This is a genomic window from Paenibacillus aquistagni (assembly GCF_900177815.1).
In the GTDB taxonomy this organism is placed as follows: Bacteria; Bacillota; Bacilli; order Paenibacillales; family Paenibacillaceae; genus Paenibacillus_B; species Paenibacillus_B aquistagni.
The window spans coordinates 574,056-598,545 of the sequence record NZ_FXAZ01000001.1 but is presented as its reverse complement, the minus strand read 5'-3'; the positions used below and the strand labels follow the sequence as shown (position 1 = coordinate 598,545).

General features: G+C 46.4%; 26 protein-coding genes. 7 read left to right on the top strand and 19 right to left on the bottom strand.

The features are described 5' to 3' along the window. Positions 1–21 precede the first annotated feature (21 nt). A complete protein-coding gene (locus B9Y93_RS02750) occupies positions 22–1,314 on the top strand; it encodes a nucleoside recognition domain-containing protein (protein ID WP_085492813.1) in 1,293 nt (430 codons plus the stop codon). A gap of 54 nt (positions 1,315–1,368) precedes the next feature. Here B9Y93_RS02750 and coaD read toward each other — a convergent pair whose 3' ends face one another. From coaD to B9Y93_RS02705, 10 genes are all read right to left on the bottom strand, one after another. Then, a complete protein-coding gene (gene coaD / locus B9Y93_RS02745; RefSeq protein WP_085492812.1) occupies positions 1,369–1,878 on the bottom strand; it encodes a pantetheine-phosphate adenylyltransferase in 510 nt (169 codons plus the stop codon). 17 nt (positions 1,879–1,895) lie between these two features. Next, positions 1,896–2,480, bottom strand: coding sequence for a 16S rRNA (guanine(966)-N(2))-methyltransferase RsmD (gene rsmD, locus B9Y93_RS02740; RefSeq protein WP_085492811.1), 585 nt, complete (start codon positions 2,478–2,480; stop codon positions 1,896–1,898). A gap of 249 nt (positions 2,481–2,729) precedes the next feature. Then, complete coding sequence (locus B9Y93_RS02735; protein WP_085493933.1) at positions 2,730–3,314, bottom strand: NAD(P)H-dependent oxidoreductase; 585 nt, start codon at positions 3,312–3,314, stop codon at positions 2,730–2,732. A gap of 529 nt (positions 3,315–3,843) precedes the next feature. Beyond that, positions 3,844–4,296 (bottom strand): YehR family lipoprotein, encoded by a 453-nt coding sequence (locus B9Y93_RS02730; RefSeq protein WP_085492810.1) that lies wholly within the window; start codon positions 4,294–4,296, stop codon positions 3,844–3,846. Next, complete coding sequence (locus B9Y93_RS25155; RefSeq protein ID WP_176228829.1) at positions 4,226–4,663, bottom strand: accessory gene regulator B family protein; 438 nt, start codon at positions 4,661–4,663, stop codon at positions 4,226–4,228. The genes B9Y93_RS02730 and B9Y93_RS25155 overlap by 71 nt, the downstream gene beginning before the upstream one ends. A 97-nt stretch (positions 4,664–4,760) precedes the next feature. Further along, complete coding sequence (locus B9Y93_RS24320; protein WP_139829129.1) at positions 4,761–4,970, bottom strand: hypothetical protein; 210 nt, start codon at positions 4,968–4,970, stop codon at positions 4,761–4,763. Between the two features lie 550 nt (positions 4,971–5,520). After that, positions 5,521–5,643 carry a hypothetical protein gene (locus tag B9Y93_RS25010; protein WP_258960765.1) on the bottom strand — a complete coding sequence of 41 codons (123 nt, stop codon included), beginning with the start codon at positions 5,641–5,643 and terminating at the stop codon, positions 5,521–5,523. Next, the gene (locus B9Y93_RS25150; RefSeq protein ID WP_170936416.1) at positions 5,640–6,161 is read right to left on the bottom strand and encodes an accessory gene regulator ArgB-like protein; all 522 of its coding nucleotides are present in this window, start codon (positions 6,159–6,161) and stop codon (positions 5,640–5,642) included. The genes B9Y93_RS25010 and B9Y93_RS25150 overlap by 4 nt, the downstream gene beginning before the upstream one ends. Next, positions 6,112–6,801 carry a hypothetical protein gene (locus B9Y93_RS02710; protein ID WP_085492806.1) on the bottom strand — a complete coding sequence of 230 codons (690 nt, stop codon included), beginning with the start codon at positions 6,799–6,801 and terminating at the stop codon, positions 6,112–6,114. Before B9Y93_RS02710 ends, B9Y93_RS25150 begins: the two co-directional genes overlap by 50 nt. 399 nt (positions 6,802–7,200) lie before the next feature. Then, positions 7,201–8,142 (bottom strand): alpha/beta hydrolase, encoded by a 942-nt coding sequence (locus tag B9Y93_RS02705; protein ID WP_085492805.1) that lies wholly within the window; start codon positions 8,140–8,142, stop codon positions 7,201–7,203. Positions 8,143–8,308: 166 nt separating this feature from the next. On the opposite strand from B9Y93_RS02705, the gene B9Y93_RS02700 reads away from it, so the two are divergent. Beyond that, a complete protein-coding gene (locus tag B9Y93_RS02700; protein WP_085492804.1) occupies positions 8,309–8,608 on the top strand; it encodes a hypothetical protein in 300 nt (99 codons plus the stop codon). 236 nt (positions 8,609–8,844) lie between these two features. Here B9Y93_RS02700 and hflX read toward each other — a convergent pair whose 3' ends face one another. From hflX to B9Y93_RS02675, 5 genes are all read right to left on the bottom strand, one after another. Next, on the bottom strand, positions 8,845–10,119 hold the full coding sequence (gene hflX, locus B9Y93_RS02695; RefSeq protein ID WP_085492803.1) for a GTPase HflX: 1,275 nt from the start codon (positions 10,117–10,119) through the stop codon (positions 8,845–8,847). 242 nt (positions 10,120–10,361) lie between these two features. After that, positions 10,362–11,699: a TolB-like translocation protein gene (locus B9Y93_RS02690; RefSeq protein ID WP_085492802.1), complete on the bottom strand. Its 1,338-nt coding sequence runs from the start codon at positions 11,697–11,699 to the stop codon at positions 10,362–10,364. A gap of 74 nt (positions 11,700–11,773) precedes the next feature. Beyond that, positions 11,774–12,598: a GAF domain-containing protein gene (locus B9Y93_RS02685; protein WP_085492801.1), complete on the bottom strand. Its 825-nt coding sequence runs from the start codon at positions 12,596–12,598 to the stop codon at positions 11,774–11,776. Between the two features lie 216 nt (positions 12,599–12,814). Continuing rightward, positions 12,815–13,438: a YitT family protein gene (locus tag B9Y93_RS02680; protein WP_085492800.1), complete on the bottom strand. Its 624-nt coding sequence runs from the start codon at positions 13,436–13,438 to the stop codon at positions 12,815–12,817. A 538-nt stretch (positions 13,439–13,976) separates the two neighbouring features. Further along, entirely contained in the window at positions 13,977–14,384 is a 408-nt protein-coding gene (locus B9Y93_RS02675) for a hypothetical protein (protein WP_139829128.1), read from the bottom strand. A 223-nt stretch (positions 14,385–14,607) separates the two neighbouring features. Between B9Y93_RS02675 and B9Y93_RS02670 the strand changes: the two genes are divergently transcribed. The 5 genes from B9Y93_RS02670 (at position 14,608) to B9Y93_RS02650 (ending at position 20,429) form a co-directional block, all read left to right on the top strand. Continuing rightward, entirely contained in the window at positions 14,608–15,990 is a 1,383-nt protein-coding gene (locus B9Y93_RS02670) for an ABC transporter substrate-binding protein (RefSeq protein WP_085492798.1), read from the top strand. Between the two features lie 70 nt (positions 15,991–16,060). After that, complete coding sequence (locus tag B9Y93_RS02665) at positions 16,061–17,677, top strand: DUF4091 domain-containing protein (protein WP_085492797.1); 1,617 nt, start codon at positions 16,061–16,063, stop codon at positions 17,675–17,677. A gap of 308 nt (positions 17,678–17,985) precedes the next feature. Next, positions 17,986–19,101, top strand: coding sequence for a glycosyltransferase family 61 protein (locus tag B9Y93_RS02660; protein ID WP_085492796.1), 1,116 nt, complete (start codon positions 17,986–17,988; stop codon positions 19,099–19,101). Between the two features lie 79 nt (positions 19,102–19,180). Then, entirely contained in the window at positions 19,181–19,744 is a 564-nt protein-coding gene (locus B9Y93_RS02655) for an undecaprenyl-diphosphatase (protein ID WP_085492795.1), read from the top strand. A 205-nt stretch (positions 19,745–19,949) separates the two neighbouring features. Then, positions 19,950–20,429: a DinB family protein gene (locus B9Y93_RS02650; RefSeq protein ID WP_085492794.1), complete on the top strand. Its 480-nt coding sequence runs from the start codon at positions 19,950–19,952 to the stop codon at positions 20,427–20,429. 251 nt (positions 20,430–20,680) lie between these two features. Here the strand turns inward: B9Y93_RS02650 and B9Y93_RS02645 are convergent, their stop codons facing one another. The 4 genes from B9Y93_RS02645 to B9Y93_RS02630 form a co-directional block, all read right to left on the bottom strand. Beyond that, positions 20,681–21,061: a PH domain-containing protein gene (locus B9Y93_RS02645; RefSeq protein ID WP_085492793.1), complete on the bottom strand. Its 381-nt coding sequence runs from the start codon at positions 21,059–21,061 to the stop codon at positions 20,681–20,683. 204 nt (positions 21,062–21,265) lie between these two features. Beyond that, positions 21,266–21,553: a hypothetical protein gene (locus B9Y93_RS02640; protein WP_085492792.1), complete on the bottom strand. Its 288-nt coding sequence runs from the start codon at positions 21,551–21,553 to the stop codon at positions 21,266–21,268. 31 nt (positions 21,554–21,584) lie between these two features. Continuing rightward, complete coding sequence (locus tag B9Y93_RS02635) at positions 21,585–21,974, bottom strand: RDD family protein (protein ID WP_085492791.1); 390 nt, start codon at positions 21,972–21,974, stop codon at positions 21,585–21,587. 239 nt (positions 21,975–22,213) lie between these two features. Continuing rightward, positions 22,214–24,475 (bottom strand): ABC transporter ATP-binding protein, encoded by a 2,262-nt coding sequence (locus B9Y93_RS02630; RefSeq protein WP_085492790.1) that lies wholly within the window; start codon positions 24,473–24,475, stop codon positions 22,214–22,216. Positions 24,476–24,490 lie beyond the last annotated feature (15 nt).

Genomic DNA, 24,490 nt, shown 5'->3' with positions numbered 1-24,490 from the left:
CTCTGCTCTGAGGTGAACGTAATGAAGCATACTCGGCTTACGCAAAGCCCCCTGATCAAGCAGCCCTTTTATACGCTTACAGCTGGGGGAACCGCCCTCATGCTCGTTTTCTGCATCATTGCCTATCCCGATGAAGCATTTCAAGCTTCTCTTCAAGGCTTAAAAGTATGGTGGAATATGATATTTCCGGCATTGCTGCCGTTTCTCATTCTATCTCAAATGCTGATGGCCTATGGCTTTGTTCATGGCTTAGGCGTGCTGCTTGATCCACTGATGCGGGCGCTCTTTCGCATCCCAGGCGCAGGCGGCTGGGCTTGGGCTGCTGGCTGGACCGCCGGTTATCCAGCAGGCGCTGAGGCGGTCGTCGCCTTAAGAAAGCAAGAGCTCATTAATCGCCAAGAAGGGGAACGCCTGCTTGGCCTATCTCATGCCAGCAGCCCCGTATTTATGATTGCGGTCGTTGGCGTCGGCTTCATGGAAGCAGCCAATACAGGATTATCACTCGCGATCTTCCACTGGCTGTCTGCTCTCGTCTCCATGCTGCTTATTCGATTGCTGTCAAGCCGTAAGGCAAAGCTTCCCGCAGGCAGAGCTTCTGCCGATGCACAACAATTTCGGCCCTTGGACAAGTCACAACCCAATACTTCCCCTTCGCTCCTCAAGCGAGTGCTGCATACGATGGAACAAGCTCATCGGAGTGATGGCAGATCACTAGGCAAGCTTCTCGGCGAAGCGACCGCTTCTGCGGTGCAGACACTCATGATGATTGGCGGTTATATGATGATCTTCTCCGTTCTCATTCAAGTGATGAAGCTGCTCATGCCGGATCGGATCGGCAGTATTGTGTTGAATGGATTATTTGAAGTTAATCTGGGAGCATTCACGATCGGGACATTGTCCTTTTCGTCTCCCGTCTTTCAGGCAGCACTAGTAAGCGCCGTGCTTGCTTGGAGCGGCTTCAGCGCGCATTTGCAGGTTCACAGCCTTATTAAGCAAACTGATCTCCGATATGCAGCATTTCTGCAATCAAGACTGCTGCATGCGGTATGCGCTTTTGGCCTGACCTATCTGTGCTGGACTCCTCTGCAATCTCTGCTGCTGCAATGGGAGGGCGCGATGCCTACTCTGGCAATATCAGAAACCACCTATGCTCGTCCCGAAGCAGGAACGTCGCTGGATCGTTGGATATCCCTTATGGGCACAGGAGAGGGCTGGGGCCAATGGCCTGCCCTGCTGCTCTTCGCTGGCGGACTGCTGGCCTTATTCATAATTGGCAGTGTTATTGCCAAGCTGCTGTCACACTATTCTCGTTAACAAGTGGCAAATGATAAGGTTTTACGTTTATGTACCCACTTATTACGAGCGCTGTTATGATCGCACAAACTTAAGTCTCATGGCTTCTTCCACTTCAGGTGTAACAAATTCTGATACATCTCCATTAAAATACGCAATCTCCTTTACCATGCTGGAGCTTAGGAAGGAGTATTTGGGATTGGTCATCATAAAAATGGTCTCCACCTGAGGATTAAGCTTGCGATTCGTCGAGGCCATCTGAAGCTCATATTCAAAGTCCGTTACCGTTCTTATGCCGCGTACAATAACGTTGGCATCCTTCTGAACCACATACTGAACCGTAAGGTCACGGAAGCTGTCCACCTCGACATTGGGCAGATGGCTTGTCACCGTACGCATCAGTTCCATGCGTTCGTCAACCGTAAAGAGCGGCTGCTTCTTCAAGTTATTCAGCACCGCAACAACCAGTTTGTCATACTGCCTGGATGCCCGCTCAATGATGTCCAAATGTCCAAGCGTCACAGGATCGAAGCTGCCAGGATAGACGGCAATACGGGGTACTCGTTCGATAGGTGTTGTCAACATTTCCATCTCCTCTGCCATTACACTTCATGAGCGCCAGAAGACGAATCTTGAACGGCACGCCGATATAGACTTAACGTTGTGTCTCCATACTTCGCCTGCTTCCAGCTTGTGAAGGATTGAATGGTCTCTGGGTATTGATGCGCAGAATCATGTTCGATAACGATCACTGCATCTTCTCCTAGAAGTTGGCCCTCAATCATGGTGGCCAGCAATTGATCGGCATCGGTATAACGATAAGGAGGATCCATGAATACAAGGTCAAACTGGCTTCCCCGCTTCTCCAGCACTTTTAGTGCCCGCTTAGCATCATTTCGATAGATCTCAGCCTTTGATTCCACTGAAGCCACTTTCACATTATATCGAATTGTGTCGATCGCCTTTGTGTCCATATCGATAAATATGGCTTTGTCCATCCCTCGGCTTATCGCTTCAATTCCTAAGCCTCCTGTTCCTGCAAACAGATCAAGCACGACTCCACCTTCAAAATAAGGTCCAATCATGCTGAATAACGCTTCTTTTACTTTATCCGTTGTCGGACGAGTATTCATGCCTGGCACGGCCTTCAATGTTCGCCCTCTTGCTGATCCGGATATGACTCGCACTTTCGTTTCACCACATTTCCTATACATCGTATAACTGCATTATGCTTGTATTGCTGACGTTAATCGTACCATATTTTCAAGTCGTTAATAAAGACAACTGTATAAATGAACATGATTCCATATCTATCCTATTTAACATGAACCCTACTTTGATCATGATGATTAAAAAACCTCCATTCTACATACATGAACGGAGGTTCAACACATTGCAGCGCTTGCAATAGGTTTAATACGTTGTGCAAGGCGACGTTACATTTTTTGCTTTGCGAGCACGCTTTTAACTTCTTCAAGCATCTGCTCGCGTGTCGCATTATCGACTGTTGTCACAGAGGTGAGATATTTGTGCTCAAGCACCTTTATTCCAACAAAATCAAAAATTCCTTCATCCACCGTTTTCCTCATCGCTTCAAACATTCCTACATTGTTGTAGTGCTCTTCCGTGTTCCCCATCGTTGTAAACAGCACAGCTGACTTTCCACTCAAGAGCTTCTGCAATCCATTTCCATCCATGCTGTATGCAAAGCCATAGGAAAAGACGCGATCCACATAGCCCTTAAGAATGGCTGGCAATGAAGCCCACCACAATGGATAAATCACGATAAGAGCATCTGCCCATGCGATATGCTGCTGCTCTGTCTTGACATCCTCACTGATCTCACCTGACTTCGAATTTTTGAAGTCATCGACACTCAAAAGCGGATTGAAACCTATCTTGTACAGGTCTCGCAGCTTCACCTCATGTCCAGAAGCTTCCAATGCCTGAACAGCTGTGTGACATACAGATTGTGTGAAGCTGTCCGGATTGGGGTGGGCAACAATCACTACGTACTTCATCGTAGGGTCATCTCCTTTATTTCTGCCATAGTCACCTATAAGATGCGTAAGTGATTGCAATCCCATACGAGAACCTCTCCCACGAGCAGCAGGGCATATAGAAGGGACATCACACTCTAGAACAACCAAATTTTTATTTCATGAAACGTATAAAAGATCTCGATCCGGTTATCCTGTAAGTATCGACATCATCGAATGTCGTAGACAACCGCGGAGAAGACTTACGTTTCCCCATAAGCTCTTCGTCCGGTTTCTCCTCTCCCATGAGAGCGCCCTAGCAATAGGGCGCTCAATTAATTTTCTACAACCCCTTATATACCAAGGCTTTGAAGGATTTGTTTTTTGTAATAAAACCCTATAAATTAAAATTGGGTGCGAATTGGGGGCGAAACATCAAAAATAAGCTGCCCCGAATATCAGAGCAGCCTAATTTTCAATTAGATAAAGAAACGACATTAGTGGATTCTTTACAATTATATTGGTTTTAAATAATAGATAAATGATCTTATTATAAAGCACTTAATATCTTTTATTTCTTTGTAAATCCATTACTTAATAACATCTCTTCACTTTTCTTCATGCTAACAAAACCAGCTTCCTCAGCATCCTCAAACATAGACCCTGTTAACCTTGACACTTCTTTTAAGTCAGCTTTGGTATAGTCAACTTCAGTTTTTTCCACAAGCTTATCCTCTTGGTATTCAACTTCATGCTTAATACCTTTTACATTTTCATACTGCTTTGCTAAAGGCTCAATAATGGTTTCTGCTTCTTCCTTATTCGCCGCTCCCATTGAAGCGTAAGCAACTGTACTATTCGTAGTTTGCTTTGTGACTTCATCGTTTTTATAATAATATGTCACTTCTATTTCGGTGCCGGCTGCACTCAAAGTATATGTACTTGACTCCTCTTTAGCACCTCCACACCCCACTAAACCAATTATTAAAATGACGAATGATAATACCCCTAATACTTTTTTCATATTTTCCTCCTAATTCGTATAATGTTTCCATCATACAAGAATACCACAAAGAACACCAGATCAATATTATATTACACGGACGTCGATTACTTTCTCGTTTCCTTTTTCGCCACAATTTTAGAAAAAGAGACTTAAGACATATCTGTTCCATCCTACTATGTATTGGGGTTTCAGAAAATATCAACATAAAGATAAATGAAATCGAGGCCAACAGCATCAAAGTCCCTTTTGACAGAGAGATCATGGGTATCAGGGTACATGTTAGTGATGTTACTAGCATGCAGTGTGTTAATGAACGAAAATGAACGCCACCCGAGAATCTTCGCAGCACAGAAATGCTGATAAGAGCAATTAACGATTCACCCACTGATGCAATAGGATGCCAAGTATCGATGTTAGGATGAGTACCCCATACCTATTCAGCTTGATCCCAATACCGTATTCGAGTACTTCAAGATCTGCTTCTACACACCTATACCGTTTGTATCCAGAATGACGGACTTCGTCACGACACCACTTAGTGAAATTAGGTAATAAATGATCATTTGGAGCGAGATATACGCCGATAGTCCAGAGCCAATGATAAAAGCAGAGATATGCAGCCCGTACTTTAAGACAAAGCGATAAAATAGGAGATAGATGACATACTGCACAGGCAAGTCCCATATTTGCATTTCAAACTTCACTCGCATGAGGAAAGAGATCAGGGCTATCATTAAAGTACATTCAAAGATGTGATACTTATATCTTCGCATAGGCAGCTTGTATAATTTATGAACCAATGAATGAACGGCAAATGAATCCAACACGCTGAATGCAATATACAGGATGGAAGAAAACAAAGTTACGTCAATTCCTTGCAATTAATATTAAAAAAATAAATGAACATAAATTCATATTTTGCATAACCTTGGCTCTAGATGCGTTAGCTTTCCTGCGAACATTTCTAGTTAGGGATACCACACACCTACCCGTTAAATCCATCATAAAAGTAGAGCCCACCAGTAGGTGGACTCCACACAGATGATGAGTTCGTGATCAAAATACAAACATTCGTTCATCCAAACAACCAATATCTGCATACTTCTTCCATTAAATATTATGGTATATAAAAAAGTCATTGAATCTTAGAAGAAGGATCTGCTGCCAAACTCATGTAGTTACCACTGTCACTAAAACTCCCAAACTCAGACTTGAGTATCGTCAGAAATAATGAACGAGCTGTTAGTTTTTCTTCAACTCTTTAGGCAGCGGCTTAGCACCTATAGCAACTTTTGATGTTCTGGAATCACTCAATGCCTTTTTTTCTAAGTATTTTGCCAATGTACGAGCGATGTTCTTGTTCATGTAGATTCACCTCCCTTCCATGGAATAATAAGTATAGCTTGCGCAAAGAATGCAAGAGCTAGGATAGGTGAGTTTATAAGAAAATTCGACATAACGATCATCGTAGAGATTGGCTTTAAATATGGATCCCACTTTGAAGGATTCAAGTCCTCCATAATGTTAGGCGAGAACCATAGAAAGATTAAGCTTGAAATAAATGTAAGGTAAAAAACATATTCCCCATAAATAGGAATGAACGGAATAACTCCGAATAATATGGAGGAAACAATGGCGCATAAGGTTAGAGATTTCATATGATACCCACCCGAAAACTTCCTAACGATGATAAAAACAGTCATTGCAGTTATCGTTTCAAGAAACTTTCCAGTTAATGCTCCAAACATACATGTTAAAGAAATCGTTGCTATAAAGTTCAAACGTATTCCGATTGCATATTCCAGAACTTCATGACTTACCGATAGAGCAGGATCACTCTTCTTGATGTCTCGCGATATATGCCTCGAAAGCTTCTCTATCATGATCATCAACTCGCTTATGTGATAATAAATAAGAAATAATAAAGCTGGCACCAGCCATAATGATGATACTTAACGTGTTCTCTGTATAAACAAAATAAATGGTAAGGCAAATGGTTGTAACGGAAAGCAACGTAGCTAGCACGATTGATCGATCAAACTTTGACTCTCTTGTTGATTCATTGGTAACAAATGAGAAGCCTTTGCGGCCTATATGAAGATACAAAGCCACCATTATACAAACAAGCTCTGCAAAAAATTGTAGTAGGTGAACATAAAGTCCAGTATTATTCTTCAAGATCTCTACATTTGCCAATCCAAATGTTGCAAATACCAGATACACCGTTAACTGCAAGGATAAAAATATCGTTGTTCCTGCCCCAACTATAAAAGCAGCATGATAATACTTCACACCTAAAACAAAAATAAAAAATAGAGACATTAAAACATACTGTGCAGGGAAATCAAATTGCGGAATCTCAAACACCACTCTCATCAAATACGAGAAGAAGGATAAGCTAACTGCAAAAGCAACCATCTTCCACAAATGCTTAGCGAGTGAAAGCTTGTACATCTTGCTCGTCAAAACAACAATAGCAATAACATCGAGCGCCCCAAACACGAAATATGGAATCGAAGCCAATATGTATCCCCCCTTGCTTTTGAATGAAGACTAACCTTAATGGTTATGTATCACTTCTTGCATCATTCTAGACATCATTACAAACCCCATGTTAATCTGCTTACTCATTATATAGATGTGTCAGCAAGACTAGCAATCTTCTTTTAATTGAAATAATATCCTATATTGCGTCACGATTCTACATAAACAGACAAAAAAAGCCAATGATTCATTGGCTTTTCATTGTTCTGACTCATTTCGTTAACAGCCGTCATCATTTTGTCATGGTTCCTTTGTCCTGAGTAACCTTTTCACAAGTATCATACGAACAAAGATTAGGAGGGGTTTCAAACCACATATTGACAAAATGTTAAAGTGATTACACCATATACAGTACTCTTTCACCTGTATTCCAATGTTTCAATTCACATAGCGTGACACGAATTGTCTCGTCCGCTCCCGGTATCCCTCATAATCAACAAGGACGGAAGCCCCATGCGCAGCACCAGGAACGAGCCAAAGCTCCTTCTCGCTGCCACAGTGCTCATGCAGCGGATGGACCATATGAGTAGGTACAAAGGTATCCTCTTCCCCATGAATGAACAGAATTGGCGTCCTTGCCCGCTTCACTTGCTCAAGTGCCGTTGCTTCCTTGAAGGAATAACCTGCATGCAGCCTGCAGGCAATGCTTGTCGTATACAGCAGCGGGAAGCGTGGCAGCTTGAACATCTGCTTCAACTGATAGGTCAGCTCCTCATGTACAGAGGTGTATGCACAATCAGCCACGATGGCCTTTACCTGAGAGGGAAGATTCTCGCCACTCGTCATAAGCACAGTAGCACCGCCCATCGATACGCCATGTAGCACAATCTCAACCTGACCGGCAAAGCGCTCCACAAAATATTCAATCCATTTCAAAATATCCAAGCGATCATGCCAGCCAAATCCAATATAATGCCCTTCACTCTTCCCATGTCCTCGATTATCCGGCATAAACACATTGAAGCCTAGCGTATCGGTATAGATTCCCGCATAGGTAGCCATGTCTAGCCCTTGTCCAGAGTATCCATGAACCAAGATGGCTAGTTTATGTGTTGGGATGTTCGCTGCAAAATAATAACCGTGCAGTTTAAGCCCATCATAAGCATATAGGGTCAGCTCTTCAAAAGGATGCGCACTGCGCCACTCCTCATTTGCCTGAGCCTGCTTTTGCCATTCATCCAATTCACCGAGTTCTGAGCGCTGTGAAAGGAATTCCTTGCTCGTCCTTTTAATGGCCAATTTATACATAAATTCACTTACCGCTGCAATCGCGCCACCCGCCGACACAAGTGCTGCTGTGGTTCCCAACACAATACTCATCGTATAATAACCCCTCTCTAGCATGGTCCATTTCTCATCGTCTTTTCGCTATTGTTATTATGCGCAGAATTCGGGTTTACAATCTGCTTAACCCCTCGAATGATCCTCTTTGAACACACGCTTGGGCTCCTGCATAAACTGTTAAAAAGATGCACTGGAGGTTATCATGAACGTACAGCCGTCTTCCAATATTGTATATCAAGCCGACCCGAATTCTGTACAGCAGCTAAAGCAAGCTAGAGACAACTCGTATCAAGCTGCTCAGCGAGCGATGAATCGTCAGGTTCGAATCACAACCATCGATGGTCAGACGATTGATGGAACGATCGTGGGCGTCGATCATCGCTGCCTGCACATCAGCGTACCTCAAAGTCAGCCAGATGCTAGAGCATATAATCCTTATTACTACAACAACGTCATCCTGCCATTAGTGCTGTTCGAACTGCTAGTTATTGCTTTGCTGTAGCAAATGTATTCAACTCGCTGCCGCTCCTTTTTCCCCATTCGATAAACCATAGTCTACGCTAGCACTTATCCCCATACTAAAAAATGGGCTAGTTTGGACTCCTAGCCACATCATATTCATGAAAAAATCTCGCCTTCCATGGTTAAGTGGAAGGCGAGACCTTTTATTGCAAGTAATTGGGGAATGTTCTCTCATCACAAGAGTTCGATTAGGACAACCCGCTGCTTATGTGAGCACTATGCTTGCTGCACAACATACTGCTGATATTTGTTATAATCGCTCACCTTGCACTCTAAAGTAAGCTTCGTTCCTGTCTCCTCATATTCCGCAGCTTCGACGTGAGCATGCTCGTTCATATAGGAAACCAACTGTCCCATGTCATAAGGGATCAGCATTTCACACTTCACATAATCCTTGAAGATATGGCTGCGAACAAGCTTTACGAGTTCCTCAATGCCTATTCCCCGCTTCGCGGACATGTAAATATGCTCGCCTTCCACTTTTGGAATGGCCATCTCAATTAGATCCGACTTGTTATACGCATAAACGACAGGAATATCGCGAATTCCGATATCCTCCAGCGTATCATTGGTAATGCGGATCAGTTCTTCTCGATTCTCATTGGCATAATCCACAACATGGATCAGCAGATCAGCTTCTGCCACCTCTTCCAGCGTGGAACGGAATGCCTTGACCAGATGATGCGGAAGCTTGCTGACGAAGCCTACCGTATCTGTAAGCAAAAAGCTTTTGTTATCCGGCAGCGGCACTTCACGCACCGACGTGTCCAAGGTTGCAAACAGCATATCCTTTTCAAATACCTGCTTGCCTGAATCGGGATTGAATCGATTCATCATCGCGTTCATGACCGTTGATTTGCCCGCATTCGTATAGCCGACCAGCGATACCACAGGCAGATCGTTTTTCTTGCGCTGCTTCCGCTGCACTTGTCTGTGCGCGACAACCGTGTCAAGCTCTCGTCGAAGGGCCGTGATCTTATCTTCGATTCGTCTGCGATCAAGCTCAAGCCTTGTCTCCCCGGCTCCTTTGTTCTTCGTACCAACCCCGCCGCTCTGGCGTCCTAGCGATTCACGCAGGCCAACCAATCGAGGCAGCATATATTGAAGCTTCGCAACCTCTACTTGAAGCTGAGCTTCGCGCGTCTTCGCACGCTCTGCGAAGATATCGAGAATCAATAGCGTGCGATCAATAACCTTGCAGTCCAGATCACGCTCAAGATTGCGAATTTGGGATGGAGACAGTTCATCGTTAAAGACGACCAAGTTGCCATCAAGCATCGTGAGCAGCTCTTTAACCTCGTCGATCTTGCCTGTTCCAATATAATGAGATGGATTGACTTTCTCTAGGTTCTGGGTCACTTGCCCAATTACTTCAACCTCACAGGCCTCAGCTAAGTTACCTAGCTCAAGCATGGAATAATCAAAATCATAGTTGCTCTGCTGATTAAGGTTTACACCTACCAATATCGCACGCTGTACTTGTTCATTCATATCGTTATACCTCCGTATGGTGTTAATAATCGTTGGAAGTATAACTCATCAACGGTAGTAGATATCGAACCTGAAGCCTACCGTGCACGCTCCCATCATATCTATTCACCCCTATCTGAGTTCACCCAGTATCCCGGATGGATACTTAACAACACCCTCATCTTACCACAGCCTGCCATCCGTCTCCAACGGGAGAACAGCTTCTATTTATTTTTTCCAAACACAGCACCCTCAGCCCAAGCTTAAGTAGAATGCCAATCCAGCACCTCTGACCAGTCCCAGCGTTCGTAATAGGACTCGGGGACATCCAATTGTCGAATCATGAGACGGTGATGCGTTCCCGCCACTGCACTTTCCCAGACTTGAGCCTGCTTGCGATCTGTTCGCACCCAAGTCAGCCTGTCCCAAGCATCATCAACATATGGATAAAAATCGCCCCATCCAGATGGCGGGCTCGTTAGCGCATGAGACTTAGGGCCATCCATGTTCTGAATGACGAGTCGAGGAAGCGGACGTTTGGACTCGTCTTCTGACCACTCGGTTTCCTTGGAGCGCGACACGACGATTCGGGAGTCATCCACCCAAGCAAGATCACGGTCCGCATACCCCTCAGGGGTGTTGTTTTTCCCTTGCGAAGCAGGCGCCGTATTTACGACGAGATGCTTATTCTCCACTGTCATCCGGCCGCCCCCTGCTATGTTGGCAAGCTGCAGCGGAGTCTTAGCTCGTGACCATTGAAACCAATTTGGCTCCTTCAGCATCATGTTGAGCGTATAGAAGCACTTGCCATCACGCGACAGCATGCAGAGCGTGTTGCCGTCCGCGGAGAGAGAAGCAGTCGGAACAGCATAAAAAGCGACCCACTCCTGATCGGGCGACCACTTGAAAATACTTGTTCCTACAGCAAAAAAATCATCTTCTTGGGCAGGGAGAGTATATAGAAGCTGGACTTTACCTGAGTCCATCTTGGCATCCTCAGGAACACTGTACAATTGAACCTGAGTCCAGCCTGATGGCAGCAGCGCTGCTTGAGAAGAGACAAGGAATCGCTCTCCTCCTGGCTGCCAGCTGTAGTTTCCTACACCGCTGATGACTGGCTTAAGCTGAACAGAGTCTCCATTAGACGCCCCATCATAAAGGCTCAACAGCTTCCCTTCTTGAACGGCAAGCACATTCTTGGTTGGCGACCACTGATAGGAGCGAGCGTCGTCAGACAGCTTCAATGCTCGCTTAGTGTGCAGCTGATAGACCCAGCATTCCTTGTCGTGCAGCGTATAAGCAATCTGGGAACCGTCATGCGACCATCTGGGACGAGATACTGTCGATTCACGGATCAGTCTTGTTTCCTTGCCAGCTATGTTTATCCACAACTGACCTTGACGAACGAAGGCTGCCCACGGGCCATCAGCAGATCGCTTCTTATTGGATGCCGCCTGCTTATCCTGATCCAGTAATTCCATGTCTCGCTCTAGTGCGAAGCTGCTCTTGCTGCCGCTGCTCCAGCCTGCAGCCAGAAGCATCCCGATGAAGAAGCATATCGCTAGCCGCTTGCCCCAAAGCACGGTATGAGAATGATACATATCACGACCTCCCTATTCTTATGAGAGGTAGTGTTTGCTAATTTATATCCGTTATACCAAGCTTCTCTTACATGCTAAGCATCCTCTTCTTCAGGAAAGTCCTTTCCCATCAGCCCAGCCGTCCCAACCGCATGCATCGCCCAGCGATCGAAGGAGCGCGTATGCTCTGTCAGCACGCTGATAACGAGACCTGCATATATTTCGCCGATTGCCCGTCCTGCTTCATGGAACGGTTCCAGGCCATCGATGGTTAACACGCCAAAGCTGCCTAACGGCAAGCATAGCAGTGCTTTGTAGGGGCTTTTGGATTCTACATTGCGTTCCCAGTCTTCATCCTTTGTCACATCTGCAATCTGAACAATCGCCTGCTTGCGGTAGCACCGCCCAGCAACCGATCGATCCACATGCAGCGCGCGCTCGCCTACATAGTGCTTCGGAAAGCCTGCTGAGGAAAACCGAAGGGTCAGCATCTGGTCCTCATACAGCCATATGCCGCACCGGTGATGGACGCCTGGCTTGAGCTTCATATCAATCGCCAGCATATCGAGCATGCGCTGAAGCAAAAAGGAGGATTCCGTGAGAACCAGATAAGGGTCTTTTACCAGCCGCAGATCATTGAATGTATTCAAAAAGGATTCGAAGTTGCGTATGGCTGATAATGTCTGCTGAACGGTTTGCTCGCTTTCTTCCTGCTTCTCACGCATCGCATCCATCTTTTCCTGATACGTATGAATACGGTCGTCTCGGCGCAATACGTCTGAGATCATATCGCTGAAGCGCTTATTTACATATAGCGTTTTAACAAAATAAAAAATAATGCCAACGGCAATAACAACCGCAAACAACTGGTAGCTCCAAGGCGGAAGCTTATCCAACACACCTTTTATTACAGGCTCCATGCGTATCCCCTCCTTGCTCGACATAGGGTACAGCTCTTTCGTATTAAGCTCACGCTCTAAATCCCGATAGAGGATCTCATCCTCCTATACTGACAAACATATGCTGGCGTTTGGACGAACATGCATTCTACTTAGGGAAAAGAGCTATTTTTCGCCATAAAAACAGAAAAAGGAACCGTCTGTATCCCTCGATACATCGGTTCCTTGGATATTCATTTATCCGTGTTGATGCCGCACTGCTGTCGCAGGGGCCGGCTTCGCCGAACTTGTATGCGCACGGCGGGCTGTTCCAGCTTGCATCGTCCAAGTAATCACTTGACCGGCGATGCTCACAGCCAAAATCGTATACAAGATATCCATCAGTGGCAGGAAAAACAATGATAGCAATAATACCGCCACGTCGAATAGAATAAAAACAGTTCCTACACTTAACTTGGACACGCGACTCAGCATCAAGGCTAATATATCGTCGCCGCCCGTCGCTCCGCCAAATCGGAGCACAAGCCCTGCCCCTAGTCCTGTCAATAGTCCTGACAGCACGGCAGCCAAAAACAAATTTGAACCAAAGTTAAGTACAATCGGTGAGAAGCGTTCGCACAGCTCATAAGCGAGCGAGAACGTTCCCGTTGCAATGGCCGTGTTCAGAATAAACTGACGACCGCTCAAAAACCAAGCCACAATAAACACCGGAATATCCAGCATTAATACAGTAAGAGCTGGCGACCAATCCAAAGTATACTTCCCGATCAGCGCAAGTCCTACAAATCCGCCTTCCACCAAGTTATTCTGAAAATTAATGTGATAATAACTTACGGCAAGCAGAATTGATCCTAACAACATCCAACCTATCTTACGTAATTGTTCGTTTCTCCTCATCTTGATACCCTCTCGTCCTTCGCAATTGTTGTTTGCAACTGACGTGCAGGGTGCAATATGAGGAATTCATCCTTCGAATCATCATAAATTGTTCATCCTCCGCAGTCAGTCTGATTCGGTCTTAGACGTCAATCAAGCCTGCGAGAGGAGCTAGATGTAGGAAAGATCATAACGTTTCCAGATTGTCCTTTGGGGCATCATCCTTCGGGGACGCATTGGTATCCTGATCCTTTCTTCATGTGTATTTGGGTTAACCTCAACTAACATTATTATACCACAATGTATATGCGCTCCAAACCGGACCAATGCGGAATATAACGCCCTTGTTAAATATATATCGAGATGAATCGCTGCCTGCCGAGCCTGATCCTAGGAAAGATCAGCTTCCTATTGAAAATGCTCGCAAATGCTCTATTATCCGTCGATCACACGAAAGATTAACATCTGTACCCAGAACTCACATTTCCTTGAATAAAATGATGGGATGGTTGTACAACCTAGGCTACCATCGCAAGAACTTCTGATAGACCACCTTGATCTCTCTCTCTTTCGCCCATGCTCGGAGTTCGTCCGCTTGTACGCTCCCATCTTCACTGAAGCGAAATACATAACGGCGAGGCACCCATCGCCGCTTCACAGGGAGAATCCCTACAGTTGGATCACGAAAATAATGGGTCAGCATGATCTTCTCAATCTCATTCTGATGTATGCGTGCTCCATTAAGCAGCATCCCCTCTTCTTCCAGCACCAGCACTTTTGGCTTCTGGCTGCGCGCATATATAAATGTTGCGCATTCCCACAAAGTCATTCCAATAATCAGAACAAATAGAAGCTGCAGCCATCTGTCTTCTTCTCCGAGTTTGGATAAAAACAAAGCGATATAACATAAGCACATGAATATGCAAGCCACGAAATGTCTCCATCCTTTATCAAATAAGATGTGAAAGCTTCTCTTCACGTCCATCCCTCCGTTTCATCCCTATCTCAATATTAACACCGTAAAGGGTGCTAGGGTTGCATCAAATTAAAGCGCTGCTGCGCGACTTAACACTAAATTAACACCTGCTTCCCTATAATGGAGTTGTTGCAACAAGCCGAATCGATGTTGTCTATAAACGAAAGGGGTTAAGGGTATGTCTAATCGAAAACGCTATCAGAGTATGCTGCTCATTGCCATTCTTATGTTAACGGCGATCTTCTCTGGCTGTACATCGTCATCTAATGCTCCCACAGAGGCTTCCTCAGGAAACGCGACAGAATCGAATACGAACAGCAATTCCGCTTCAGAACCAGCAAACGCAGACAACGACGAACCCGTTACGATCAAGGTTTTGTATCCGTGGGGTCCTGATGCTTTTGAGCAGCGTTATCGCGGTATTGAAGATCTGCTGCCAAACGTGACCATTGAGCTCGTTGATGCCAGAGCTGAGCTTGAGCCCCTCCAGGAGTTGAATGCCCAGAAAATTGTGCCGGATATTATTTTTGCCAACTGGGGGCTTGATCCATTATTCGAGCTTGACATGATTGAGCCACTCGATGACATGATTGCCAAGCATCAATTCGATCTGAATACGCTCGATGCTTCACTTGTTGCTACCATGCGAGCACTCGACAAGGAGGGACAAGGAAGAATCCTGGGCTTCCCTATTCAATATAGTCCCTATGGCATTTGGTATAACAAAGAGGTGTTCGATAAGTTCGGTGTAGAGTATCCAACGGAACGTCTGACTTGGGATGAAGTCGTTGAGCTTGCCAAGCAAATGACAGCCGAGCGCGATGGCATTCAATATCGCGGGCTGGAGATGGGACCTGGACTTGCCTCTGGTGAGGTCACCATCCCCTTATCCCAGCTGGCCGTCAACCTAACGGACCCCGACACAGGAGAGGTATTGATTGATAAAGAGCCGGCTGTCACGCGTTACCTAGAGCTAATGAAGAGAATCTACAGCATTCCTGGCATCTTCAATGAAGATCCTGAGGCGCGCAAAGATTATGAATTTTCCAAAAAGAACGTAGGCATGATTGTATCCTGGATTGAATACTTGCGCTGGGGAGTTGGCGATCCTGAAGTCGCGGCAAATATGGAAGCTGCCCCGCTGCCAGTCTGGGGAGACGGGCAAGAAGCTGCGCCTCCTGCTGGAAGCAACCTGCTTGTCATTAACAAGTACAGCGAGCATAAGGATGCGGCCTTCAAGGTGCTGATGGCTTATCTCTCACCCGAGCATCAAACCAATCTTGCCAAGATTGGCGATGCCCCTCCGTTATTCAACAACAAAGAAGTAGTCAGCCACTTTGGTGAAGAGGTGGAAGTATTCGCAGAGAAAAATGTAGCAGCCTTCTATGAGGTGTCACCAGGACTGCCGCCAGCCAAGATCAGCACCTGGGACAAATATGTGGATATTAGCGGATCCATGCTGAAGTTCTCCACCTCGGATATGGATATTGCATCCTTTCTGCGCGAATTAAAAGAAGAATCTCAAATCAAAATTACCGAAGCTACAAATCAAAGCAATTAGCATCTTCTTGCTATCTGTCTCAATATCTATGATGCCTTAACGATAAGACAACACACAAGAGGTGACGGTTATGAAGCTGCAAGTCTATTCTGCGAACGAATGGCTTTATCCCGATCAGAGCATTACTGATTCCAGCGACCCTCGTATCTCCTTAATCAGCGCACGCGACTCCTTTGCAAGCTGTCAAATTCTTATGAATGCTCTTCCTGAGCAGTCTGAGCTTGTCTTTACATTCCAATCCGAACAGCCTGATTCTCATTCTAATCAGGCTGGGCTAGCCTTCTTTGCATTCCAACTTCTAGATGTACAGGTTAACGAGAATACGGATGTTGATGTATCTACTATACCCGTTGGGACTTCCGCTCCTTCTTATGTAACGCGGCAAGCTCCATTTCGGGTGTATGACGCTCTGATTCCTGTCCATGGGAGCTCTATGCCGCCAGCGCCGACGGCTGCCTATTACCTGTGCTGGGACATTCCTGAACATGTATCGGCAGGAGCATACCACGGACAATTAACGATCCGCGTCAACGAACACGCTTATGCTGTTCCTGTCTATCTTGAGGTATCTGCCGCACGTGTTCCTGCGAAAGGACATCTGCAGATTACGAATTGGTATTCAATCCGCAATATCGCTGACCGCCATGGGCTTGAGCTCTGGTCAGAGCCCTTCTGGTCGATGCTTGAACAGTATTTGAAGGCGATGAGACGCTGCAGACAAACGCATGTTATGGTGGACCATGCGTTTGTGGATATCGAGAAGCAAGCGGATGGGGGCTATCATTTTGATTTTACCAAAGCAGAGCGTCTCGTTGCCCTGTGTCTTGAGCTTGGCTTCACTCATATTGAAGGCGGGCATGTCGGCAAAAGAATCAATTGGGAGGACCCTACATTTGTTCTTAGCAGCGATCCCAGCATTCAGGCCACTTCAAAAGAAGGCTATGAGTTTATCTCCCGATATCTGGCGGCATGGCGGAGCTGGCTGGACCAGAAGGGCTGGCTGCCGCTTCTCGTTCAGCATGTTGCAGATGAACCCATCGAGCCTTCTGCAGCAGATTATCGCGTTCTAACAGGCATTGTTCGGAAGTGCCTTCCCGGTGTTCCGCTTATCGATGCCGTGATCAATACGAGTGTCGCTGGCGCAGTCGACATTTGGGTGCCAACTAACAAGGAATATGAATTAAACCGGCAGGCTTATGAGGACTATCGCAAGCTCGGAGATATGCTGTGGTTCTATACATGCTGGAATCCTGGCGGCGAGTATCTCAATCGATTTTTAGACTTCCCGCTGCTTAAGACTCGCTATCTCCACTGGGGCAATTATAAATACGATCTCGCTGGCTATTTGCACTGGGGCTTTAATTATTACTTCAAGGATCAAGATCCTTTTGAACTCACTAATCCCTTGCTTGCGCCGCATGTGCATAATCGGCGCGTTCCCGCGGGGGATACGCACTTGGTGTATCCTGGCCCAGATGGACCGCTCCTCAGCATGCGCTTAGAAGCGATGCGTGCTGGCGTTGAAGATTATGAGCTGCTGCGAAGCCTTGGGAAGCATCATCCTGAGCTGGCGCAGGACATTGCGGCCTCCTGCATGACGAGCTTTAAAGAGGTGAATACGAATCCTGAGGCTTTCGATGCCGCCTATCGCCGCTTGCTTGAATCTGTATCTTCTTATCCGGAGTGAGCACCATTCTTGTCCACTGCGATTGATGAGATGGATGAATATCGCAATGGACTGTGCTGGTGATTATCTAGACGGTAATCAAGCTGCTTTCAAATGCTAAGCTGGCTTCAAGCCCGCAACCATATATAGAAGCTTAACAAGACTCCGTCTCTCCATTGTGAGTGTACGCTTCGGTGCACATTCACTTCGGGAGACGGAGTCTTTGCATATTCCCATCACAATAGATCGAAACATCTCCGATCTACAGAAACACCGATTTCTCTCTCTACGAATATGAATAGTAGAAAAAATAGATCGGAGGGCATCGGATGAGTTCGCTTGAATCTACTCCTCCCAGAGGGCATATGACGACCTTCGACTGGATTCAATCTGTGCAGGGTGCATATGATACGAGCAGCTATCAGCCCTTTTCCTTTGGAGAATGGACACGTTATATTACGGCTAAAAGCATTCACGACCCTATTCATCGCTACCTGTGGGGCTATGGCCGCAAGCCGCATAAAGGCTTTGTCGCCACAATTCCAAATGGGCGTGTATGGGGAGCATATGGAGCAATAATAACACCCGACAATTTGTTATTATCGGATGTATCCGTTGATTATCATCGTCCAACCAACACCATCATTGAGGGTGATGGTCATTCTATCTTTCAAGCGTGGAAGCCTTCTTTGCTCCAGCGCCTGTCCGGCCGTGCGGCTGTACTTACTTTCTGTGGAGCCGGCAACTACTTTCATTGGCTCTACGATGTACTGCCAAGGCTGCGCATGCTGCGGCACCATCCCTACGACCACTTGATCATCAATCCGAATGTGTGGGCAGGATTCTATTATGAGACGCTTGCGATGCTTGGCCTTCATGAGGAGGCGATGATCAAAACCTCTCCAGAGACGTATCTTCAAGCTGATGAGCTCGTCGTTCCCTCCTCCATCATGCATGCCGAATATCCGAAGTGGGCAACACGCACGATTCGCAGCATGCTGCTTCCTTATCGCGACTCCTCGTTTCAATCCGCGGAGCGCATCTACATTAGCCGCAGGCAAGCAGGCATTCGCAAGGTCGTAAACGAGGAAGCGGTGTATCAACTGCTTGCTCGCCAGGGCTTTGTCCGCTATGATCTGGAGTCGCTGAGCGTAGCAGAACAGATCCAGTTATTTTCACAAGCTAAGGTTATTGTGTCTATCCATGGTGCTGCACTGGCTAATTTGGCCTTTGCCGCTCCCCAGACCAAGGTCATTGAATGGTTTCATCCGGAATACGTCATGCCCACCTATTGGATGATCAGCAACCATAATCAGCTGGATTACTACTACTTGTTGGGCGAGAAACGCCGGCGCGAAGGTTCTCACCATGCTGGGGAAGACAATATTGAAATTCCACTGTCGTTGTTAAGAAAAACATTAGCACTTGCAAAGATAAAATCATAACGAAGATGTACACGATTTAAGCTTCTCTTAAGCTTCCTTCCTTATAATGTGTTAAGATTTTGTAAAGGAGGAAGTTCCATTGAATGAAAGTTTGTTCCAATTTGTAAATCAATTTGCTGGAAGCAACGGCTATCTTGATGAAGCAATGACGTTTTTTGCAGAAAAACTGGTGTGGGTCATGATCGGAATAATGGTGGTGCTCTGGTTCACAGGTAAGCTTGAGAATCAGCGCATCGCCTTTAATAGTGTATTAACCGCTATGCTTGCTCTCGGAATAGGCATGTTTGTGATCGGGCCAATGATTGATCACCCTCGTCCTTTTGTCAGCTTGACGGTCAATCAGTTGGTTACCCATGATGCAGACCCATCGTTTCCGAGCGATCACAGCACCTTCGCCTTCTCGCTGGCCTTTGCCGCGCTTCTAGTAAAGCGGAGAATCGGCATCCTAATGCTCGCTCTTGCATCCTTGATTGGAATTGGCCGCGTATTCGTAGGCGTGCATTTCCCGTTTGATGTGCTTGGCGGCATGGCACTTGCTCTCATCTGCGCATTTATCGTGCATATTTTACATCGCCAGACCGAGCCTGCTCTCAAGTGGTGTGTTCGTGTTTATCGCAAAGCGACGTTTCAGCGTCAAGCTTAGAGTGCTACATAGCATCCCCTATTGAAAACGTCGATACGATCTAAATATAAAGCGGCATCAAAGAACAATGGGTTCAGTCCCCATGCTATCGTTCTTGGCGCCGCTTTTTTTCATACAATTGGATGATATTTCATGTAAATTATTGCTTCTATACAAATGAATGAGTATAATCTACCTGATTTTAAGACAAGGAGGAGGCATTTATATGAATGCGATAGATCTGATCATTTCCAATTTTGAAGAAATTAGAAGCAGGAGCATTAAGGTATGGAGAGCGATTCCCGAGGATAAATTACATTGGAAACCTGACCCTGACGCTCTTACTTGCGCTGAAATCATTAGACATCTATTGCAAGGCGAATTTCTTTTTCACCAGGTTCTTAAAGGACGAGGCAGTAAAGGTCTGTCTAATGTAGTCAATCCATTTGAAGCTAGAGCATTCCTATCTGTAGAGGATGAACTTGCGTTTGCCCAGCCTTATCGCGAGGAATTCTTGCAATACATCCAGACCATTCGTGAAGACGACTTGGAACAAATCAAAATAGACCTCTTAGATGTCGGTGCTTATGTTAAAACGCTCGGCGGCATGTTATTGCGCATTGCTTACCACGAATCTGTTCATACAGGCCAACTGCTTGACTATATGCGAACGTTGGGCCTTGACCGCCCCCACATATGGGATTAAGACTCACAAGATGAATGGAAGTGAGACTCCAAGACAGAACTCTGATCTATACCAAAACTATCCCGACAGCAAATCCTATTTCTACGGATCATCGTATGCGACGAGTCCGAATCATCAGGACGCCTATGATAGGAACGCAGCGGATTGTAAAGCAGATTGCACAAGGATGTAAAGGTCTAAAGTACTTGGGTTCATATAAGCATAAAAAAAGAAAAGCCCAGGGGCAAGCCCCAAGGCGCAAGCTTAAAACTCTACTTCAGCACGTGCTTTGCTAATGTCGCCTGTACGGCAAATACATTAGAATCCTTGCGGAATTCTTTGCTAATCGTCGGCTCAACCCCGCTGGAAATCCAGATTTTGAGCTCCGAATCCACATCGAAGGTGCCTGCAGTCTCTACACTGAAGTGGCTAATGCTCTTATAAGGCACAGAATGATAGTCCGTCTTCTTCCCTGTAATGCCCTGCTTATCAATCAGGATGAGTCGTTTATTCGTAAATACAAACATGTCCCGAATAACCTTAAATACCGATTCGACTGCTTCTCCTTCTGTCAGAATCGGACGAAGCTCCTGCTCCACTTCCTGCGGCTTAATCTCTGATGCGTTGCCCATCAATCCGTCAAATAGTCCCATTGCTCACTGCTCCCCTCATTATTTGAACTTAACCATTAATACGCATAGGGATAGCTGCAGGTTTCAACACTCAGGCAGCGCACGACTGCTTCATCGCCTTCAAGTGCCAAGCAAGAATAGGCGCGGCGCCACACCACCACCCCCCTCACCTATCATCCCTGCTCGAAGCTTCCTCATTTGTCTCATCCGCTGTCGCTATTATCACTAAGACTCTCCATAGGTTGTCTTTACTAAGCGTATAAAGTCTGTCCGCATGCCAGGCATCTCCAACAACTGCTTGCGATAATGCAAGTCAAACAGAAGGCAGCGGGGATAGTGCTTGTGAATCAAGGCTCTGCAAAATCTCGCGTCCCGACATTCCTTTTCCATCCAATGTTCTCGTCTAAATCGAAAGAGAATATAACGAGCCCGAAGACGATCTCTTTGCTCCTTTACCCACATGGGCACATCATCTGCCAACAGTTCGATAACCAGCACAGCTATACTCCACACCTCAGAACGCTCCTTTCAGACCGCCTTATGCTTAATCATGCACGACTTCTGTGCCTGCAATAAAATCGTGAACGGCTCGTTTGTCCTCCCTTAAGCCCACCATAAAGGCGCTTACGATCAGTCCAATGCCAAAGGTCACGCCATAAATGACGCCAGCTACCACATTGCGAAGAAGCATGGTCCCAATCGTAGGCTCGGTGCCGTCTAGCTTCTGAATTCGGATATTGCATATCTTCTTCCCAATCGTATAACCTGCCCACATTACAGGAACCAATAGGCCATACAGACCCATGAGCAGGTTGTTCATGAACTTTACATAGTAGTCAGAAAACATAATAGCAGTAAACAAACTTACCGGTATGCCTATGATGATGCCGTCCAAGATCGCTGCGCCCAATCGTATCCAGAACCCTGCCTGCACAACTCATCCCTCCTTTGATAACTCAACTTATACAATGTACTTCCTATTTATTCCACAATTATACAATATATAAAAAACGAGGTGTACCCTAATTCCTTCGCTATTTGAAGTTTCATTCTTCTTCGCTGCTACAATAACAACAAAGAGCACATGATCCTGTCTCAAGCGAGACCTCATGTGCTCTTTCCTTCTTCATATCTTTGCCCATGATGAATGGGCTTTCTATTGATCTAATTCGTCTAATTCGTAACCGCTTGTGCAGACAACGAATCCGATGCGGCAGACTTCTCCTGCACAGAACTTATTTTCTTCGGCTTTGCCATATTGCGCTGCGCCATAATGAGCTTATAATAAATCCCCTGCTTCTCCATCAGTTCCGTATGCGTGCCGATCTCCGCGATCTCCCCTTTTTCCAAGACAAACAGACGGTCGGCATTCCTAAGTGTAGACAATCGGTGCGCGATGGCAATCGTAGTGCGATGTTCCGTTACTCGCTGCAGCGCCTCCTGAATGACCCCCTCCGTCTCGATATCCAAGGAAGCCGTGGCTTCATCCAAGATTAGAATGCTTGGATTGCTAAGCACGGCGCGCGCAATCGCAATTCGCTGCCGCTCCCCTCCTGAGAGATTGTTCCCGTTCTCCTCCAATCTCGTATCATAGCCATCAGGCAGCTGAATGATAAACTCATGGGCATTCGCTACTCTTGCCGCCTGAATGATTTCCTCCAAGGTGGCTTCCGGCTTCGAGTAACGAATGTTGTCGGTGATGGTGCCGCTGAACAGGAACGTTTCCTGCAGGACAACACCGATCTGTGATCTGAGCGCCTCCTGCTGGATGTGGCGAATATCGACACCATCAATGAGCAATTCGCCTTCAGTGACATCATAGAAGCGGGAGATTAGATTGATCATCGTCGACTTGCCGGAGCCTGAATGCCCGACCAGCCCGATCATCTCACCTTGCTTGATCTCCACATGAATATCCTTAAGCACCGGCTCATACGTCTTATAGCCGAAGGTGACATTGCGGAACTCAATCCGCCCCTGAATAGAGTGCTTAACTGAATGCTCTGTATCCATGATCTCAGGCTGTTCATCAATAACCGAGAATACGCGATCCACTGCAATCACCGCATTCGTTACCCATCTCGGCATGTACATGAGCCATGTTAGCGGACCATAGATCATTGCCGCATAGCTGGTGAACTGAACCAGCTCGCCGATGTTGAGCGTGCCGCCCACAATGAAATTGCAGCCTACAAGCAAGACGATATACTGCCCGATCTGAATCAGGTAGTTGGAGATCGGGGACAGCATACTGAACACCTTTTCCGTCTGAATCGCTGCCTGGGCAAATTGCGTATTGTAGTCCCTAAAGCGCTGTATTTCCCGCGCTTCCTTGCCAAACGACTTTACCACTCGAATGCCGCTTAACACATCGTGCAGGAAAGAGTTCGCTTTGTCATGAATGCGCCACTGCTTATGGGAAAGCTTCCTTAGGATTCGGCGCCAAATATACACCTGCAGATAGGCGACAAGAGGGGCGGGCAGAATCACAATAACCGCAAGCATCGCATTGCTCTGGAACAACAGCACGCCTACAGATACCAATGTAATAAGCTGCAGAATCGCCATCGTGCAGATTTCTTGAATCAAATTCCGGATCCGATCTGTGTCTGAGGTGATCCGATTCATAATATCGCCTGCGCGCTGGGAAGTCAGAAAGCCAAGCGACAGTGCTTGAATGCGGTCAAATACGAGCTTTCTCAGATCTGCCGCAATATTCGAACTCACGCTCGTCATAATCCGTCCCTTCGCGATTGTGAGCAGTTCTCCCCCAACTAGCACCCCTGCCATTCCAGCAATCGCAATCATAAAAAGACGCATATCAGCCTGCTGGCCTGAAGGTGGCTCAAGCGCAGCATTAATGAGTATTTTTTGAAGATAAGGACCCAGCAATGACAATCCTGTCATCGCAAACAGCAGCAGCACGCCCAAGGTAAGCATTTTCCAATGAGACATAGACACTCCCCATAGACGCTTGAAGGCTGCAGCCTTGTTAATGCATTTGGGACAAATGCGTGTTCCTCTAATGAGCGGCCCCCCGCATGTTGCACAGGCCGGTTCTGCTTCCTGATTGTAAATTCGAATCGGCTTCTCGCTCGCTACACTGGTGAGAATCTGCGCGATATAGGCATATCTTGCTGCATGCTGCATGGAAGCCCTTGCTGCAATTCGGCACCCATCCTGTTCCTTCGCCTCGAGCAAGACGTTGCCTACCAACGGAATCACCTTATACTCAGTCGCCTCATGGATGGCATGCGACTCCTTGCATTCTCCATCCTGGATGATGCCATAGCGCTCCTCACCAACAACGAGGTAGCCCTCCGTCCTACGCCCCGTAAGCGTGAGGTCAGCAGGCACACAATAGCGGATCTTCTCCCCGACAGCCTGCGCTGCCGCTCGTTCGTCTTGCTCCGACAGCTCAAAGCAGAGATTCATGGCTATCCTCCTATA

What these genes read in the sequence shown, in the direction of transcription:
- B9Y93_RS02700 (WP_085492804.1), top strand. Translation starts at nt 8,309, where the DNA reads ATGAACGTACAGCCGTCTTCCAATATTGTATATCAAGCCGACCCGAAT.
- B9Y93_RS02680 (WP_085492800.1), bottom strand. Translation starts at nt 13,438, where the DNA reads ATGTTGTTAGGATCAATTCTGCTTGCCGTAAGTTATTATCACATTAAT.
- B9Y93_RS25150 (WP_170936416.1), bottom strand. Translation starts at nt 6,161, where the DNA reads ATGATAGAGAAGCTTTCGAGGCATATATCGCGAGACATCAAGAAGAGT.
- B9Y93_RS25010 (WP_258960765.1), bottom strand. Translation starts at nt 5,643, where the DNA reads ATGAACAAGAACATCGCTCGTACATTGGCAAAATACTTAGAAAAAAAG.
- B9Y93_RS02645 (WP_085492793.1), bottom strand. Translation starts at nt 21,061, where the DNA reads ATGGGACTATTTGACGGATTGATGGGCAACGCATCAGAGATTAAGCCG.
- B9Y93_RS02665 (WP_085492797.1), top strand. Translation starts at nt 16,061, where the DNA reads ATGAAGCTGCAAGTCTATTCTGCGAACGAATGGCTTTATCCCGATCAG.
- B9Y93_RS24320 (WP_139829129.1), bottom strand. Translation starts at nt 4,970, where the DNA reads ATGCAAATATGGGACTTGCCTGTGCAGTATGTCATCTATCTCCTATTT.
- B9Y93_RS02730 (WP_085492810.1), bottom strand. Translation starts at nt 4,296, where the DNA reads ATGAAAAAAGTATTAGGGGTATTATCATTCGTCATTTTAATAATTGGT.
- hflX (WP_085492803.1), bottom strand. Translation starts at nt 10,119, where the DNA reads ATGAATGAACAAGTACAGCGTGCGATATTGGTAGGTGTAAACCTTAAT.
- B9Y93_RS02650 (WP_085492794.1), top strand. Translation starts at nt 19,950, where the DNA reads ATGAATGCGATAGATCTGATCATTTCCAATTTTGAAGAAATTAGAAGC.
- B9Y93_RS02705 (WP_085492805.1), bottom strand. Translation starts at nt 8,142, where the DNA reads ATGAGTATTGTGTTGGGAACCACAGCAGCACTTGTGTCGGCGGGTGGC.
- B9Y93_RS02660 (WP_085492796.1), top strand. Translation starts at nt 17,986, where the DNA reads ATGAGTTCGCTTGAATCTACTCCTCCCAGAGGGCATATGACGACCTTC.
- B9Y93_RS02735 (WP_085493933.1), bottom strand. Translation starts at nt 3,314, where the DNA reads ATGAAGTACGTAGTGATTGTTGCCCACCCCAATCCGGACAGCTTCACA.
- B9Y93_RS02750 (WP_085492813.1), top strand. Translation starts at nt 22, where the DNA reads ATGAAGCATACTCGGCTTACGCAAAGCCCCCTGATCAAGCAGCCCTTT.
- B9Y93_RS02630 (WP_085492790.1), bottom strand. Translation starts at nt 24,475, where the DNA reads ATGAATCTCTGCTTTGAGCTGTCGGAGCAAGACGAACGAGCGGCAGCG.
- B9Y93_RS02685 (WP_085492801.1), bottom strand. Translation starts at nt 12,598, where the DNA reads ATGGAGCCTGTAATAAAAGGTGTGTTGGATAAGCTTCCGCCTTGGAGC.
- B9Y93_RS02690 (WP_085492802.1), bottom strand. Translation starts at nt 11,699, where the DNA reads ATGTATCATTCTCATACCGTGCTTTGGGGCAAGCGGCTAGCGATATGC.
- B9Y93_RS02670 (WP_085492798.1), top strand. Translation starts at nt 14,608, where the DNA reads ATGTCTAATCGAAAACGCTATCAGAGTATGCTGCTCATTGCCATTCTT.
- coaD (WP_085492812.1), bottom strand. Translation starts at nt 1,878, where the DNA reads ATGTTGACAACACCTATCGAACGAGTACCCCGTATTGCCGTCTATCCT.